14 protein-coding genes and 1 pseudogene are annotated in these 17,186 nt (G+C 43.4%); 3 read left to right on the top strand and 12 right to left on the bottom strand.

All coding sequences use genetic code 11. From position 1 onward, the window contains the following. Window positions 1–246: 246 nt before the first annotated feature. The 5 genes and pseudogenes from AACT52_RS36970 to AACT52_RS36950 form a co-directional block, all read right to left on the bottom strand. Complete coding sequence (locus AACT52_RS36970; protein WP_073628529.1) at window positions 247–2,967, bottom strand: two-partner secretion domain-containing protein; 2,721 nt, start codon at window positions 2,965–2,967, stop codon at window positions 247–249. A gap of 500 nt (window positions 2,968–3,467) precedes the next feature. Next, window positions 3,468–4,427 carry an aldo/keto reductase gene (locus tag AACT52_RS36965; protein WP_073628527.1) on the bottom strand — a complete coding sequence of 320 codons (960 nt, stop codon included), beginning with the start codon at window positions 4,425–4,427 and terminating at the stop codon, window positions 3,468–3,470. Between the two features lie 46 nt (window positions 4,428–4,473). Further along, window positions 4,474–5,034 (bottom strand): L,D-transpeptidase, encoded by a 561-nt coding sequence (locus AACT52_RS36960; protein WP_083630083.1) that lies wholly within the window; start codon window positions 5,032–5,034, stop codon window positions 4,474–4,476. 325 nt (window positions 5,035–5,359) lie between these two features. Beyond that, window positions 5,360–5,938, bottom strand: a complete 579-nt coding sequence (locus AACT52_RS36955) for a hypothetical protein (RefSeq protein WP_073628525.1) — start codon at window positions 5,936–5,938, stop codon at window positions 5,360–5,362. 665 nt (window positions 5,939–6,603) lie between these two features. Then, window positions 6,604–6,862 (bottom strand): annotated as a pseudogene (locus AACT52_RS36950) (aldo/keto reductase); the annotation flags it as partial. Window positions 6,863–6,958: 96 nt separating this feature from the next. Here AACT52_RS36950 and AACT52_RS36945 point away from each other — a divergent pair. Next, window positions 6,959–7,555 carry a DUF1802 family protein gene (locus AACT52_RS36945; protein WP_198940846.1) on the top strand — a complete coding sequence of 199 codons (597 nt, stop codon included), beginning with the start codon at window positions 6,959–6,961 and terminating at the stop codon, window positions 7,553–7,555. A 270-nt stretch (window positions 7,556–7,825) separates the two neighbouring features. Then, window positions 7,826–8,077, top strand: coding sequence for a hypothetical protein (locus AACT52_RS36940; RefSeq protein WP_073628521.1), 252 nt, complete (start codon window positions 7,826–7,828; stop codon window positions 8,075–8,077). Window positions 8,078–8,138: 61 nt separating this feature from the next. On the opposite strand, the gene ggt is transcribed toward AACT52_RS36940, so the two are convergent. The 3 genes from ggt to AACT52_RS36925 all read right to left on the bottom strand — a co-directional run bounded on the left by ggt (window position 8,139) and on the right by AACT52_RS36925 (window position 11,241). Continuing rightward, window positions 8,139–10,022, bottom strand: coding sequence for a gamma-glutamyltransferase (gene ggt / locus AACT52_RS36935; RefSeq protein WP_073628519.1), 1,884 nt, complete (start codon window positions 10,020–10,022; stop codon window positions 8,139–8,141). A gap of 20 nt (window positions 10,023–10,042) precedes the next feature. Continuing rightward, window positions 10,043–10,330: a hypothetical protein gene (locus AACT52_RS36930; RefSeq protein ID WP_073628517.1), complete on the bottom strand. Its 288-nt coding sequence runs from the start codon at window positions 10,328–10,330 to the stop codon at window positions 10,043–10,045. A 233-nt stretch (window positions 10,331–10,563) separates the two neighbouring features. After that, on the bottom strand, window positions 10,564–11,241 hold the full coding sequence (locus tag AACT52_RS36925) for an ATP-binding cassette domain-containing protein (RefSeq protein WP_073628515.1): 678 nt from the start codon (window positions 11,239–11,241) through the stop codon (window positions 10,564–10,566). Between the two features lie 367 nt (window positions 11,242–11,608). Between AACT52_RS36925 and AACT52_RS36920 the strand changes: the two genes are divergently transcribed. Then, complete coding sequence (locus AACT52_RS36920; RefSeq protein WP_073628513.1) at window positions 11,609–12,373, top strand: hypothetical protein; 765 nt, start codon at window positions 11,609–11,611, stop codon at window positions 12,371–12,373. Between the two features lie 133 nt (window positions 12,374–12,506). On the opposite strand, the gene devC is transcribed toward AACT52_RS36920, so the two are convergent. From devC to AACT52_RS36900, 4 genes are all read right to left on the bottom strand, one after another. After that, entirely contained in the window at window positions 12,507–13,751 is a 1,245-nt protein-coding gene (devC, locus tag AACT52_RS36915) for an ABC transporter permease DevC (RefSeq protein ID WP_073628511.1), read from the bottom strand. 60 nt (window positions 13,752–13,811) lie between these two features. Continuing rightward, complete coding sequence (locus AACT52_RS36910; protein ID WP_073628509.1) at window positions 13,812–15,026, bottom strand: HlyD family efflux transporter periplasmic adaptor subunit; 1,215 nt, start codon at window positions 15,024–15,026, stop codon at window positions 13,812–13,814. 225 nt (window positions 15,027–15,251) lie between these two features. Then, on the bottom strand, window positions 15,252–15,989 hold the full coding sequence (locus AACT52_RS36905; protein WP_073628507.1) for a phytochelatin synthase family protein: 738 nt from the start codon (window positions 15,987–15,989) through the stop codon (window positions 15,252–15,254). Window positions 15,990–16,259: 270 nt separating this feature from the next. Next, window positions 16,260–17,180 carry a glycine betaine ABC transporter substrate-binding protein gene (locus tag AACT52_RS36900; RefSeq protein WP_073628505.1) on the bottom strand — a complete coding sequence of 307 codons (921 nt, stop codon included), beginning with the start codon at window positions 17,178–17,180 and terminating at the stop codon, window positions 16,260–16,262. Window positions 17,181–17,186 lie beyond the last annotated feature (6 nt).

The raw sequence follows: 17,186 nt of genomic DNA, 5'->3' as shown, positions 1-17,186 counted from the left end.
GTAAAGGCGCAAGGCATTGCGCCCTTACAGATGTACCTCATTGAATCGCAAATGGTTATATATCAAGCTTGGTAAGTAAGAGGCTTGATATTCTATTATGTCCGCTCAATTACCAACAAATCCTGGAAAACCCCACCCCCGTAAAGCTACGCTTCACGTCCCCTCCCCGCTTGCGGGGAGGGGTTAGGGGTGGGGTTCTGTAATTATGGGTAATTTGCCGGACATGATATTACTCCTTTTGGGCTTCTAACTTGCTCTGCAAGATGCTGGGGTTAGCCAAGGACTATGAGGCGTGGTGGTAGGCGGATTAGCTGTAAGAACCACTTCTCCGTTTTTATTTATCACCCACCCAGTCGCTTCTACTATCCGTTCTGGTGTAGCTGTAGATGGTTTGGTTGTAACAGATGCAGTAGAGCGTTTTTCTGTGCTTGGTTTAAGCGATATCCAATCAACCAGCACCGCATCACTGTTAAGGAGTTCACTTATGGGGTTAGGAGGTAATCCGCCACGTCCTGTCATCACAAAGGAACTAGCTCTTTGCCTGCTACCAGGATTGCAGCTTGTGTCAATTTGCTGTGAGGCATCAACTAGATTTGTGGGCAGTTGCACTAATCCCCGATTGAGGTCAACATTGGGTGTGTTGATAGTAACCTGACCGTTTAAAGTAGGACTTGTCTGGGAAATTGCCGTTATGTCATTCGTCGGAATTTGACGCGGGTCTGTAGGGTTCAACCTCTCAAGGTCTTGCCGACTTAGTGGAGCGATGCCAAAAATACCAGTAGCGTTGATTATGACATTCCCACCTTTGCCATTGAACGCATTAGCGGTAATGTCGCTATTTTCACCCCTGACAGTAACAATAAAACCCTTTGGAACATTGATGGTGATGTTGCCACCATTGCCACCAGCATTCTCAGTACCTGCAGTAGCAGAAATGCGGCTACCATCACGTAGCAACAGTAATTTAGCAACGTTTAGTTGAAGGTCGCCGCCATTACCAGAGGTAGTGGTTGCACGGATCGCACTGTCACGCTCAAGCTTAATGGTATCAGCCACAATCGTCAAATTACCACCATCACCATTACCAGTACTGAGAACTTCCAATCCCCCTCCATTGTCAAGAATTAGGGTTTTTGCTCGCACCTTCAAGTCTCCAGCAGTGACTTTGTCAAGGGTGTTGGTCTGCGCACCTCCCCTTTTGATCGTAAATTGATCTGCGACAGTAATGTTGATTTCTCCAGCCTTACCTGTGCTACTTCTCCCCGTATTGCTACCGACCGTTGAGTTTTCCACTAGAAAAGAATTTGCACGAATGTTGATTTTTCCAGCGTCACCTTGACTAAAAGTGCCTGTATTTATACCTGCCCTGTTCGTTAATTCCAAAGAAAGAGCAACATTAATGTTGATTTCTCCAGCCTTACCTGTGCTATTTCGCCGCGTCCGGCTTACAACACCTCCATCTTCAAACCGAAAAGAATTTGCATTAATGCTGATTTTACCAGCGTCACCCGTGCCAAAGGTGTCGGTAGTTATATCTGTATCCTTGATTGCAACAGAGTCTGCGACATTAAGGTTAATTTCTCCGGCTTGACCTGATGCCTCCATCACAGCGCTAGAGACACGCGAGTCTTCAATTCGCAAAGAATTTGCATTCATGCTGATTTTACCCGCGTTACCCGTGCCAAAGGTGTCAGTAACTATACCTGCACCGACAATCATCAATGGACCTTTGACAGTAATGTTAATGTCTCCAGCTTTACCTGTGCTATTTTTTGTCGTTATGCTAGCGAGCGCTGAGCCTTCAATCGCCAAAGAATTTGTACGAATGTTGATATTTCCCCCCTCACCCCTGTCCCATGTCTGAATGCTCGCACTAGACTTATTCTGAAATTTGATGTTGTTGGCATCCAGTTTAATTTGTCCGGCGTTCCCCGAACTGAAGGTGTTAGTGCTGATGTTGGACTGATTGAAAACTATAGAGTCGCCAACAATGCTAATTTCTCCGCCATTTTTATCACCAAGCGTATCAGCTAATAGAATTGATTGCTCTGTGAAATTGATATTCCTACCTGCAACTGCAATAGAACCACTGCCATCTCCTGTGGTATTCACGAATGCTTTACGAGAAAACTGGATGTCTCTAAAACTGGGAGTGCCTTCATAACCCAGCTTCCAACCTTCTTGTACTGGGACGAGATTCACAACCCCATTGCTACCTACACTGCCGATTTCAACACGTCCTGCTTCTGAGGTGAGTACGCCACCTTCAACAGAGACATTACCTCCTACAAGTGCTAAGGTTTTTCCCGGTTCCACTCGCAATCCCGTAAAACTTGTGTTAATTCTGCCACGGGGTCCTGGCTTGGTTAGGTCCTGATAGTCAATTTCGTGTCCTGGTCCTTGTACCTGAATCGTTCCCGGATTGCTCCCCATACCCAATCCCACAGGCGCGGTGATCGTCAACAGGGGTTTATCTTGTGATGATGGCACCGCACCGAAAAAGCTACCATCAGGAAACTTGAAACTGCTTGCAGTCGTTGCCAAAAACGAGCCGCCAATATTTAAACTGGCATTCGGTCCAAAGATAATTCCGTTGGGATTCATCAGAAACAGGTTCGCTGTACCATTGGCTTGAATCAAACCATCAATATTAGAAATAGACTTACCCGTCACCCGACTAATAATGTTTTGAATGTCAACAGCATTATTAAAGTAAGCCGTACTCCCAGTGGGTACAGAAAACTGCTCAAAACTGTGGAACAGATTGCTTCCTGCTTGGGTTCCACCAGTGATATTGAAAATGTTACTCTCTCTTGTGACACTGGAATTATTAGGTAGAGTGCCATCGGGGGTAATTTGAGCAATTGCACAATTTGCACTCCAAACGCTGATACTCCCTATCGCAATACCTAAGAACCAACCACAACGAATACGACCTAAACCCGACATTGCACCCCCTAGCTGCATAGCAGTTGCATTTCTTGTTTAGTTAAGCATATTTACTTAACCCAAACCCTATATAAAACGCGAAAACCTGGTCAACGGTGACCAGGTTTTTTAAAAGGTTCGTAGTGATCAAACTGCTTTTATCGTTAAAAAATGTAAACGGTCAATGACTAGGGTGGACAAAAACACTAACAAACTCAGCATACGTTTGTTTTTCCGCTTTGGGATTTGGCTTCGCCTCGCAACCAGGGCGCTGTGCCACTTATCATCATACTTATGCCGACGTTTGCTCGGGCTACTGACGGGAGACACCGGGTCATTTGCCCTTTTCAGTTTGGTTGTGCCTTGTTTGGTGTCCTATCTATAAGTTATCACCCCAATATGGAATTGCAAGCGGTTGTTAACCTAAGTTAATAAGTTGTAGAACTTCTCAATAAGGAGTAAATCCATTCAAAATTCAAAATTATTTTTTGAACGCCGTACAGAGATGAATTTTGAATTTTTCTACACCTCTGTCTAAATCACCAATTCCACATAACTGAGCCATCGTCCAAATGGTCGGTGACAATACGCCCAATGGCATCAATTTCTTGAAGATCGTCTGTAGAAAGTTGAACAGAAGCAGCTTGGGCGTTTGCGATCGCTTGTTCGGGATGACGCGCCCCGGCTATTGCACTCGTCTGTGGTTGGGCGATGAGCCATGCTAGCGCTAACTGAGCAAGGGTACAATGATGGCGATCGGCAATGGGGCGCAGTTTTTCTAAAGCTTGTTGGGCACGTTCAAAGTTTTCTCCCTGAAACAGCTTATTTTTGGCGCGGTTGTCTTCTGGGTCAAATTTGTGACCAGCTCCAAATTTCCCTGTCAACAATCCCTGAGCTAAAGGTGAATAAGCAATGATGGTAATCTGGTTTTCAATACAATAAGGCATTGCATCGTTTTCTACAGACCGCCAGAACAAAGAATAGGGAGGTTGTAAGCTATCAATACGTCCGTACTGAGATGCTTCTTCCAATTGAACACGGGAAAAATTGGAAACACCAATAGCCCGAATTTTCCCTTGCTCTTTCAGGTGGTTAAGAGCGCTCATGGTTTCTTCAATAGGGACAAGTTCAGAATTGAACTCGCCAGAGGGCCAATGAATTTGGTAAAGGTCTATGTGGTCAGTTTTGAGGTTTTTGAGGGAGCGTTCACAAGCCTCAATCACTTGGTCGTACTTGAGATGGTTGGCAAAAACTTTCGTCGCGTACTCCACTTGATGGCGAACATCAGATAAAGCTTCAGCAACAATGCGCTCCGAGTGCCCGTCACCATAGACTTCAGCGGTGTCAATTGTCGTAATACCAGCTTCAAATGCGGCTCGTATTGCTTTAATCGAGTCAGTGTCCTCAACCCCCACCCACGCTTTTTTACCAGCTTGCCAAGTCCCCATAAGGATAGGCGTGATTTGTACGTCCGATGTCCCCAAGTGTCGCTTTTCCATGCTTAAATCCCGAAAGTAATGCCTTTTTAATATTACGCAACTAATCTCAACGCACTACAGTAACTGGTGTTCCAATGTTCACTTGAGAGAATAATTCCTCAATATCCTTGTTGTACATGCGAATACAACCGTGTGAGGCTGCTTTGCCTACTGACTGAGGATTAGGGGTGCCATGAAAGCCAATCCAATTTTTACCGTTTGTCCAAAATCCAATCCAATACCGACCAAGAGGATTTTCAGGGTCTCCTCCTGGAATGGCTATACCTTTTTTCAAAGGGTGTATCCAAGTAGGATTTACTAACATTTCACGGACTCGAAAATTGCCAGTTGGGGTTTCCCAATCTCGGCGACCTACGGCAATTGGATAACTTTTAATTTGGGTTTTTCCTCGATAGAGGGTTACTTCACGGCGGCTAAGACTTATCTTTAGGTACATCGGTTGAGGAACTAAATCATCGATATAATAATTTGTCGGTACAGTAACTGAATTGTTTAAGGAATTATTATCATCCAAAGTTTTCTCAGCAGCTAACGATATTTGAGGACTTGAATAGAAACCAAATGCACAAATTAAAAGAGCTAGCCTGACTGATTGCTGGAGTTTCATATGAGTTTCATAAATAATCTGCAATCAATTATTTAGTATCCAAATACATTAGCATTTTGTTAAACATCTATCTTGAGACTAATTATTATAAAAATTACTCCTAATAGGCAGTAAAAGCTTACCACGAGTTATCAGGAGTAATTTCGGTAGTCTCTCTAAGAAAATTGTCAAAGTTTGTTGCCGTAAAAATCGAACCGATTGACAACGCATTTCATATTTCTCGCTGCTATTGTTGTTAGCAGCCAGCATTTGCAATTAAGCAACCAGAGGCACTACAGTTAACAAGCTTGGCAGCCTGTGTAAATCTAGGAAATTCCCTTAGAATCTACCACAGCGCTCTGACGCCTCCACCATTTCCACCAGTATTTTGTCCCCCTGTTGTGCCGGTTCCACCAGTATTTTGCTGGGTTCGAGTGCGAACACCATTTTGATTTTGCTGTGTTTCGGTAGTGTTGTTGTATTGATAATATTGCTGCGTTCTGGTGGTGCCATCATTTTGATATTGCTGCGTTCTGGTGGTGCCATCATTTTGATATTGCTGCGTTCTGGTGGTACCATCATTTTGATATTGCTGCGTTCTGGTGGTACTATTATTTTCATTAGTACCATCATTTTGATATTCTTGCGTTCCGGTGGTGGTATCATTTTGATTCTGATATTGCCGCGTTCCGTCGGTACTAGTGCCACCATTTTGCACTGTTCCGCTGGTCGAATCACCCGAGGATTGCCCTCTTTGGGAGGCTTGGGAGTATAAGGTGCCTTCTGGGGCTTCACTAATTACCGTGCTTCTGGAGCTGGAATTGGTTAGTGCAAATGCTGGGAGACTGAGTAAAGCACTGGCACTAGCAACTCCGACGAGGCTAGCAAGCGTTTGGAAGAATTTTTTACTGTTGTTTCTGTTCATTTGTATCTCCTGAAGTTGAAGCTGAAAGACTTTTAATGTGCTAAGTTATTTGCTGAAATTTGGACAAAATATTGTGGCACTTCTGAACTGGAATGAATTCACTATGTCAGTCAGAAGTATTTAACTTGATGTTGATATTTCTCTTTAAAAGTTAACTCTGTTAATTTTCTTGCTCCTCTGCCTAAAGCATAGTCTCATATTCAACAAGCTTGTACTTGAGAATACATTTTTTTTGAAATCAGCCTTGTTTTTACTAACTTAAAGCAGTTGATTTTAAGAAAAAATATGCTAAGAATTTCGGTATTCAATAGGTTATAGCAATCCGGTTTTATTTTTGTGAAAGTGCCTGCGCTTTGCGCTTAAAAATCTAAGTATCTCAGGGTGGGCAATGCCTACCGTATCTGAGTTATATCTGGGTTTTGGTGAGCATTGCCCACCCTACGTGTATTTCAAAAATCCTTGGAGGAGCCCTATATATTTAAAAATACGATTAAAAGCGTAAAATTTAGATATATTGTTAATTTTTGATTGTTACAGCGCTTATTCTTATGATTAGACTACAAATCTTCGGGTGTTCCTTGCCCATAAAAGCTTATCTAACGGATATTTAAGATATTCGTGAGGCAAGGAACACGTTAGAGAAAACCGTTGTAAGTAGTAATAGCATGGTTGGCAAAAACTCTCGTGGCATACTCCACTTGATGGCGAACATCAGATAAAGCTTCAGCAACAATTCGCCTTGAGTGCCCGTCACCATAAACTCCAGCGGTGTCGATTGTCGTGATACCAGCTTCAAATGCTGCTCGTATTACTAATCGAGTCAGTGTCCTCAACTCCCACCCATGCTTTTTTACCAGCTTGTCATGTCCCCATGAGAATAGGCGTGATTCTCACATCCGATCTACCCAGCCTTCGCTTTTCCATAATTATTCCTTAACTGTTCCTTAATTCATTTCCTCAGGCAGTGACCTAGTGTATCGGTCTTGGTTTCAAATTAAATCAGAGTTACAGTAGATGCTTATGCAAGAACTGACTATGACGAATCATGCACTCAAAGAATGGGCTGTTGCTATCAATGCCTTGGAAACAGGTAAAACAATTATGCTCCTCCGCAAAGGTGGTATCCACGAACGGAATGGACGCTTCCAAGTAGCCCACGAGCAGATATTGCTTTACCCAACGTTTGAACATCAACAGCCTTTCTTGCTCAAACCCGAGTATGCCAATCTCGTCGTTCCGGTGACATCTGGTTGGCATCCAGAAACAGTCCGGATCACCAGTTGGGCTGAAATTACGGATATTTTCCCAGTTAGTGATGAGTCAATAGTCAATGCTTTACTTCCGTTCCATATCTGGAATGAGTACTTTATTAGCGATCGCCTCAAATGGAAACCGCGTCAGCCACTGTATATTCTCCTGCTGCGGACTTACAAACTCCCCCAAGAGCAGGAAATTCCCTATCGCACCGAATATGGCGGGTGTAAGTCATGGATTGATTTGGCTCAACCGATTTCACGGCAAGGAGCACAACCAGTTTTGTCTGATTCAAGATACACCCAATTAGTCGCCCAAATTCGCAACATCGTTACCGATAAGCTATATGCCTCATCCATATAAGGTATAACTATCTAAAAAAGTACTCAAACATACATACATTTTTGTGAACCACAGATACCATTGGCTAAACGTAGAAGCTTGCTGCGTTTATTTCTGTACCCTTTCGTTTGTAAGGTGTCTACATCTTACGTTTGCGTTGAATTCTGTTACGTGTGTTGAGGTTAACAGTTGTGAAGGATAAAAAAAGTACCCCACAAGGGTGATGTACCTCTTGACATCGGTCTGCGATTATGCATTTAAAAGCGAAATAAAATACATGAGGAGTTTGCCATGTATCGACGAATGTGCTGGTTATCAAAGTCTGGCGACAACGGGGAAAAAGTTTTGCACTTGCAGACTGCACCTAATGAACCTTGGCGTCCTTACACAGCTTTTGGGCAATATGCAGTTCCAGATTACGAAATACCAGGCGGTTCCAAGGGCTGGGCAACTTACCAAAAACTGTTAAAAGCAGGCTGGACTTTGATACATACTGCAAGAGCAAACGAGTTCTCTCCATCAGCGACTTCAGTTCAGTCATGAGAAAGATAGAAGATAGAAAATAGAAAACTTTCTTCACTCTTGAGTTTTCACTTTTCACTCTTTATAAACCTCTGGGGGAACCTTCTCCACGTGGATCGGCTGCACCTTCTAATGTTCCATCAGGTGCGACGACAATCGCGTTAATATTACCCCAAGGCTCAGTTTGCTTAATTTTATGTCCCCGACGCTGCAAGTCTGCAAGGGTGAGAGCATCCAAACCAAGAGGTTCCACTCTTAACTCATCTGGTAACCACTGATGATGTATGCGGGGTGCAGAAACAGCCGCGCCAGCATCCATATTGTATTCCAGTACATTCAAGATCACTTGCAACACTTGGGTGATAATGGTACCACCACCAGGCGCACCCACAGCCATCCGCAGGCGACCATTTTCCGTGACAATTGTGGGAGTCATGCTAGATAAGGGAGTTTTGCGTGGTGCGATCGCGTTCGCTTGATTCCCTACAAGTCCAAATGCATTTGGGACTCCGGGTGCTGCTGCAAAGTCATCCATCTCATCATTAAGTAGAATACCAGTTCTTGGCACCACAACGCCAGAACCAAAACCGTAGTTTACCGTGAAAGTTAAACTCACAGCATTGCGCTGTTCATCGACAACCGTAAGATGACTCGTTTCGGGCGATTCATATCGAGTGGTGCGCAACCCCACCCCTAACCCCTCCCCGCACGCGGAGAGGGGAAGAAATAGTCGCGATCTGGGTTTGCACAGACTCTGTTGGGGGGTGAGGTGCTGCAATAATTGAGGGTAATGAAGCGAATTTGATGTAAACTGCTGTAATATCTGCTTATCTGCTGGCTTAACCTCAGTTGAAGGTGTAGCCCTTTGCATATTGATTTGTTGACGCCGTTTTTGAGCGTAGGCAAGGCTGATAAGTGGTGCTACAGGGACTTTGACAAAATCTGGATCGCCTAAAAGTTGCGAACGATCAGCGTAAGCAATTTTCATAGCTTCCACCATCAAGTGCAAGGCGTCTGGGTGGTGCCATCCTAAAGATTTTAAATCGGTGTTACCGATAATATTTAAAATCTCTAATAGGTGAACGCCTCCTGATGAAGGTGGTGGCATTGAGCAAATTTTAGCATTGCGGAAATTGCCACATATTGGAGTGCGCCATACTGGTTTGTAAGATTTTAGATCGTCACGAGTGATTAAACCACCCTTTTTTGTCATGTCGGAGGCGATCGCCCGGGCAATATTTCCGGTGTAGAAACTTTGGGGGTTTTTAGCAATTTCTGCCAAAGTTCGTCCTAAATCACTCTGTACCAACCTTTCCCCAGGACCAAAAAATTCACCGTTGCGAGTAAAAATTGCTCGTGCTGCTGGATTATCCAGAATCACCTGCTTGCGATTCTCGTAGAATTTTATAGAACGCCAAGTCTGCTGTTGAGAGACGATGAAACCATCTTTAGCCAGAGCGATCGCAGGTTGCACCACTTCTTGCCAACGCAGCTTACCATAACGACGATGGACTTCATACAATCCAGCCACTGTCCCTGGTGTCGCTGCAGCCAAATAACCGTTTACACTTGCATTTGGACGCACTTTGCCTTGTGCATCCAAATACATATTTTTTGTAGCTTTTAGCGGTGCGCGTTCCCGAAAGTCCAACGCCTGGATTTCGCCAGTTTTCGGCTGATGCAATAGCAAAAACCCACCGCCACCAATTCCCGCTGAAAAAGGTTCTACCACAGAAATTGCAAAGGTGGTTGCTACTGCTGCATCAACTGCATTGCCACCCTTGCGTAACATCGTCATCCCTGCTTCACTTGCCAAGGGATGCGCTGAGACTACCATCGCCTTTTTCGTACGTAGGGGTGAGACAACAAAGGCGAATGCTGCTTTGTGGCTGCTAAACAGCAATAGAGAGAAACACAGATAAAGTAAAGACCCTGAAAACCGCGTGTATCGGTCAAAAACACGCATTTTATATCTCCAAATTATTTTTAATCTTGAGACTCTTCAGAGATAGGTTCCGATTCGGTTTCCGGCTCAGTTTTGACATTGGCTTTCGGCTTCACGGGTTTCGGTCCACGCGCTAAAGCAGGATTAACCGGTTGCCTAGATTCATCCCCAAAGGATCCTCTTTTGCCTTTACCCTTTGAGCGCTCATCACTTTGCTTTGAGCTTTTGCGATTGGATTCAATACGAGGCACAGAATCCGAATTTTCTAAATCGTTGTCAGTACCTGCTTTGGGCTGACGATCAGATTTCTTGATTGGGGGTTCTACCATTGTTAATTTTTTTGATTTTATTTGTATAGTACATCACTTTCGTAATAACTGTTCTGGGCCCAAGGAAGCGCTTACAAGACTGGACTCATCACCTCGCCCGTAAATACGGCTTTCTTACCGAAAATTGGATCAGAGGGCAAATTTAGACAGGATCGATCTAAAGGATCATCTTAGCTTTTTTTTGAGGGCTAAACCCATATCTAGAGTACCAAATGCCATTAAAACTTTTTTGTTCAATGCCGTTGTATGCGACCATCTTCCATATGAACAATGCGATCAGCAATATCTAGGATACGGTTATCGTGGGTCACAAGTAGCACAGAGCAGCCCTCTTCTTTTGCAAGGCGCTGGATAATATCAACAACATCTCGACCGGTTTTGCTGTCCAGCGATGCAGTGGGTTCGTCTGCAAGTAATAATCTAGGTTGAGCAACCAAAGCACGAGCGATCGCCACCCGTTGCTGTTGTCCTCCTGAAAGATTTGCGGGGTAGCAGTCCACCTTATCACTCAATCCCACTGCTTGCAGTGTTGCGACAGCTCGTTGTCGATACTGCTGTTTAGGAATTTCCTGGTGCAGTTTCAGGGACATACGGACATTACCATAAGCAGTTAGGCATTTCAGTAAGTTGTGGTGTTGGAAGATAAAACCAATTTTGTTGCGGACTTTAGTGAGTTGTCCTTTACTGATACCCCGTAGTTCTTTACCAAGGACTTTTAGATTACCCTCCTGCACAGAACGCAATCCTCCAATTAAGGACAATAATGTTGTTTTACCACTACCAGACGGACCAGTGAGGATAACAATTTCTCCTGGGTAAATATCCAAATTCACATCACTCAGCACGGGTTTACGCAATATCCCTTGACCGAAAGCGTGGTTAACATTGCAGACTGCTACGGTAGGTTCCATAAGTTGGACTAAATTATTGGACTAGGAATTAAGTTTGTACTCGGACTGACACCAGGACGCAGATTATGCCAATTCAGTTCTATTCCTCATATAGCTACATCCAAGTCAGATAGTCAATTTGAAGGGTAGGTGATAAAAGTGCAATGTTTGCTACCGAAAGTTAAACAATCCTTCCTTTGGTGGAGGATTATATCATTTCTTTAGATAGAACCGTTTGTAAAATACAGAAGTTATTTTGATAATACTTTAAAAGTCAGTTTTAAAACTAACACCAGGGTTTGTATTCAGTCGTAATTCTACTTAAAAAAACTTTGAAATTCTTTGCATCTACATTTTTCAATTTACTATAACAATTCCATTAAGACATATGACCGATAATAACAAAAGTCACGATGAAGTTCCGCGAGAAAATTATACCGATAGTAACGGAAATACTCACAGCAAGGTAACGCCAACCAGTGAAGCGGTTAATAATGGTAGAGTGAATTCTCAGTCGTACCAAAGTGGTTATCTCCACGGTCGAGAATCTGAGCGCAACTATCAGCAGGAGGAACTAGCACAACGAGATAATGACAACACGACTCGTGGATTGTTGTTAGGCTTTTTTATTGCCATAGTAGCAGCGTTGGCTGGCAGTGCCATTTGGTACATGAATCAACACGATCAAGGTGTAGATAATACCGTTACACCAACAGAGGTTCCTGCACCGACTAACAGCGCATCTCCCAGTCCATCTCCTGTAGCTACTCAAAGTCCTCAACCCCAAACAACAATCATTGAAAGAACTAGGGAAGTTCCAGTTCCAATCCTAGTTCCTCAACCAAAGGCGTTATCAACACCCACTCCTACGACACCTAACATCAAGATCACTGTTCCGCCCCAAGCGCCTGCAGCTAAACCAACTTCTTCTGCAAAACCAACCACGCCCACGCCATCGGCAAGCTTAAACAGTGGTATTTCTAGTGAACAGACAGGTACTAATACCACCACCTCCACGACTGTTCCTACAACATCACCAAGCGATAGCAGTACAGCGACTCCTTCTGGAGAGGGACAAAATCAATCTGATGTCACGCCCAGTAGCGGTTCTTCTGCTGGTGGAAACAATACTCAAAATAGTTTGTCTCAGTAAAACCTCGTAGATTCATTCTCTCATTAGGGACTAGTAACGTTTGAGGAATCAGGCTCCAGCGAAGCGTTATACCGTTTCACAAAAATCCTGATGCTGATTATCCCTCGACTTGTTGAAGTCGGGGAATTGTCAATTAAAACACATCTGCAGGATCGGCGGAACGAAGTTTTCCTGTGGCGATCGCACCTGATACGGCACACATAACTAGAGTCAGAATAAATACCTGAATGGCAACACTCACCTTCATGGTTAAAGGAATTCTTGTGAGTGTAACCAGCAATTGATAGATCCCCACTGAAGCGATAAAGCCGGGGACAAACCCCATGACACCAAGAATGATCGCTTCCTGAAGTACCACCATAAGCAGCGAGCGATCTGAATAACCCATTGCTTTGAGTGTGGCATACTCAGATAGGTGGTCGCTGATATCAGCGTAAAGGACTTGATAAAGGATGATGACACCGACGACAAAACCTACAATAGTACCGAACTTCAGGATGACTCCCTCGGGCTGTGATGCATGGAATTGCTGTTCTCGTTGAATCAATTCCTCACGAGTCAGCACAGCAACATCTTTGGGAAGGCGATCGCGCAATTTTGCTTGCACTGTTTCTTTGTTTGCTCCTTTTTCTAGAGTCAAGACTCCTATCCTGACTTGTTGGAGACTATTTTGCCCATTCCGTTGAGCATAATTCCAGTCACTGATGATGACATTACCTTTATCATTCATGGTGCTGCCCATATTGAAAAGCCCAACAACATAGGTGCGGTGATTGTCCATGATAGTTGGTAACTCTTCTTTCTTGCCAAGCAGTTTTGGGATATCTCCAAGAGATGATTGGGATAGGCGATCAAACAATACAGCATCTGGGATTGCCAATTTTGCCAACTGCTGATTAACTTCTGGCATATTCAGTACGGCAGGTTGGGCAGGATTGAAGGCAATTATCCTGACTTCGTTACCAAAAAGACGCGAACGTGGGCGTTTTCCTTTGGCAATATAACTCTCTCCAGAAGAAGATAACTGATTGGGATTCACCCAATTCGCCCTACCTATATATACAGGGCTAGCAGAAGCGACACCTTCTACAGCTGCTGCTTGATAAAGGTAAGCACGTGGAAAAGAGATTCTAAACAGTAAACTTGGGCTGAAAGACGATACTAACAGCAAATCACCAGCCAAACTTTCATGAAGTTTGGTTGATCCATCTGTCAGCATAGCCAGAAGCCCTAGCTGGCTAAACATCAGGATGTTGGCAAAGCAAACGCCTGTCGTTGCAACAGCAAGGCGAACCTTTTGATGAGACAATTGCGCCCAAGCAAGGGGAGTCTCGAAGTCAAAATTCTTGAAGAATGATTTCAAATAGGGAAATTTCATCTGTGTCCATCTGTGTCCATCTGTGGTTCATTATTTCTTTGATGTTTTGAAATCTCGTCCTTACTTAGAATCAGTATCAATTTTGACTCTTACCTGCATACCTGTTAAAGCGGCTACTTTCGGACTATCCTGTGGGTTAAGGCGGATTTTCACTTCCACAACACGAGCATTGACATCATTAGTTGGGTTACTCTGGTCTTGATTAAGACGCGTTTTGCCAATTTGTAAACCAATTTCGTCAACTTTACCCCGAATATCGCCGCCAAAGCCGCCATATTCACTCGTAACTATAGCTTGCTGCCCGGGACGCACTTTGACAATATCAGTTTCGTAGACTTCGGCGATCGCATACATTTGGTTTGTCCTTCCCAATTCTGCTATCCCTTGTTGGGTACTCACCAGTTCTCCAACGCGGGTGTTGATTCTCAAAATTTGTCCAGAAATCGGTACTCGCACTTGGGTGTTGTCCAATTCAGCCTTTCGTTGTTCCACCTGAATCAGGGCTTGTTCTAATTCAGCTTTGGCAATTTCTACATCGACTGGGCGAACTTCTTGCAATTTCGCCAAATTCGCTCGTTCTTTAGCAAGTTGTGCCTGTAAAGTCGTCTTAGTGTTTTCTAACTCTGCTTTGTTTTGTGCAAGAATTGCTGTAGCCTTGTCAAACTCTTCTTGTGCATTATCTAGGTTAGAGGTACTGATAGCTCCTTCTTTTGACAAAGCAAGGTTACGCCGATATTTCAGCTGAGCATTGCGCAGAGTTGCTTCAGAAGAGGCGATCGCTGCTTCTCTCTGTTTCGTTTCAGAACGAATGCGAGCCTCTAACTCAGCAATAGCCGCACGTTGGGCAGCAATTTCTCCTTCTTTTACGTCTCCCTGCTGGATTTTCAGCAACTGCGCCCGTTTAATAGCAACATTTGCCCTAGCATCCCTCAGCTGTTGTTCAGCTCTATCTTTTCCCTGAAGGATGGCAATGATTTGATTTGCTTTGACAAAGCCGCCTTCCTTTACCAAAATTTGGTTAACGCGGCTATCCTGCGCATTTGCTACTGAAATCTTGATCACGTCTCCTTCTGGGATTAACTTACCAAGAGCAACAACCCGAGTGGTAGAACTGGGATTTGCTGCAGAAGGAGTTTCAGAAGTATTATCCTGTGCCTGGGTTGTACCACCGCAGGCAGTAGACAAACCGAGAAGGCTGAGAATAACTGTGTAACTCACCCACTGGCGAAAACCGAAAGATACACCTCGGCTGAATCCATGTTGGGGCTGAACCATAATGATAGCGGTTCTCGTGTGGATACAATAATAACTCGGGTGTGGAAAAACGAATAATCTATTGAACTGGGGATTGGGGATTGGGGATTAGGGACCCTTAAACTGGGAGGATTATGAACAGACAAGTTAGACTCAAAATGCATCTTTGAAGTTCCCATAAGGAATATTACTTATTGTGCATCTGTCGAAAGGCAGAATAGACTATTGCACTTCTGCCTTCAACCTTTAACTTCGACTGACAAATACAAATCCCCGTGTCTTACCAGAAACTGAATCAGGCGTTGCCATAGCCTTCCATAAATCCGCTGTTTTCACCCAAATCGGGGGATACTTGTAACGAGCAACATCCATGATTAAAAACCTATCTGTTTTCTCGTTGTATGCTGCTATGGGCGAGATATGCCCGCCTTTTTGTTGCCCAATTTCTTTACGTAAATAATTAATTATGACGAAATTAGCTGGCTGTTTCAAATTTTGTGAAACCAATTTTCTAAAATCTTCTAGGTTAGTGTCAGCAGCGTGGTAAACTTTGACCTTAACACCATAACTAGCCAACAATTGCCCTATCTGCTCTAGCGTCATACCCATACGAGAAACAACTTCGGGTGGTAACACTTTTCGCGTCGCTTCGTTACTAAAAAAGTTTTCTTGAGTAAACACACGATAAGGAGAATACTGGGGCGTATCTGGTGCAGGAACTTGCAACCCATTCAACACCATAACAATGCTAGCAACTCCACAATATGCCTGATTGTTTTGCGTGATAAACTGCATACTGAGTGGAAAAAAATCTTCCCTCGATTGACTTTGAACAAATAATTTTTCACCTTCAGGCGAATTGAAAGCAATCAAATTTTGTGGCAGAGTTAATGTTTGAGCAAAGACACTTCCACCAGCAACACAAGCGCCTATTATCAAAGTCTTTAAAGGAAATCTGATAACTTTCATTAAAATATTATTCATAAATAATTTTTTGGAAAAATATATAATATGATATGTTCTCAAGAATCAATAGAATAAAAAATGTAATATTTTTTTGCAAGATTCATGGTATATGGATATTTTGAACCACAGATGGACACAGATGCACACAGATAATTTATCGGTGTTCATCTGTGTCCATCTGTGGTTTCATTTTCATAAATTTGATTTTTGCACTCTTGTCTAATCAATGATCTGTTAGCCCCACACATCCTTCATCCCCAGCATCCGTCATAAAATGCATTGCCAACTTTACGTCTTTACATCTTGTCGTGAGGCTAAACCCTTAGCTTTGCGAAACTCGCTGACAACTTCTTTAACATCACGTAACTCGCCCTCAACCAAATAGTTCAATTGGCGCATTTCGTCTGCCGAAATTCTTCCACCAAGTTGGGCGATCGCCTTCCTAACTTCCGGGTACTTTTGCAAAGTTTCTTTCCGTAGAATTGGAGTCGCTTGATAAGGTGGGAAATACTGCCTATCATCCTTAAGCACAACTAAACCCAAGCGAGAAATTTGCCCATCAGTCGAATTACCATTTATCATATCTACTTGCTTTTGTAGAATCGCCCGGTATATCAACCCCAAATCCATAATCCGAGGAGATTTTGCAAAGCGCAAACCGTAACTTTTAGACAATCCAGGAAAACCATCTTCCCGTTCTATAAATTCATAGCCAAAACCACCACGCCATTGAGGTGTATATTGAGCAGCTTCCGAAAGAGTTTTGATATTATAACGATTTGCATCTTCACCGCGTATAATCATTGCAAAAGTGTTTTCAAAACCCAACGACTCCATCACTTCCAGATTGAACTGTTGAGCGTAAGCTTCTTTTAAGCGCTGATAAACTTCTTTTGGATCATTAATTGCTTTTTGTTTTAAAATAACAGTAAAAGCCGTACCCGTGTACTCAACATAAGCATCAATTTTGCCAGCAGTAATCGCTTGATGAGTGACTAACGCACTCGTAAAGCGAAGACGCTGAACTTTTAAATTGGTTGTTGCTTCGATTTGCTGTGCTAAAAGTTCGCTTAAAATATCTTGTTCAGTAAAACCTTTTGAAGCAACGGCAATATCACCACCACCACCGCCACTTGTGCTGGGGTTACAACTGGCAATTCCCAGTACTAAGGCAAAAGTTAAAAGGAAAAAGGCAAAAAATCTCTTCATTTATCT

The sequence above is a fragment of the Scytonema sp. HK-05 genome (assembly GCF_963872035.1).
GTDB lineage: Bacteria > Cyanobacteriota > Cyanobacteriia > Cyanobacteriales > Nostocaceae > Kalymmatonema.
The sequence above is the reverse complement of the archived record's forward strand: the minus strand, read 5'-3'. Positions and strand labels throughout refer to the sequence as shown.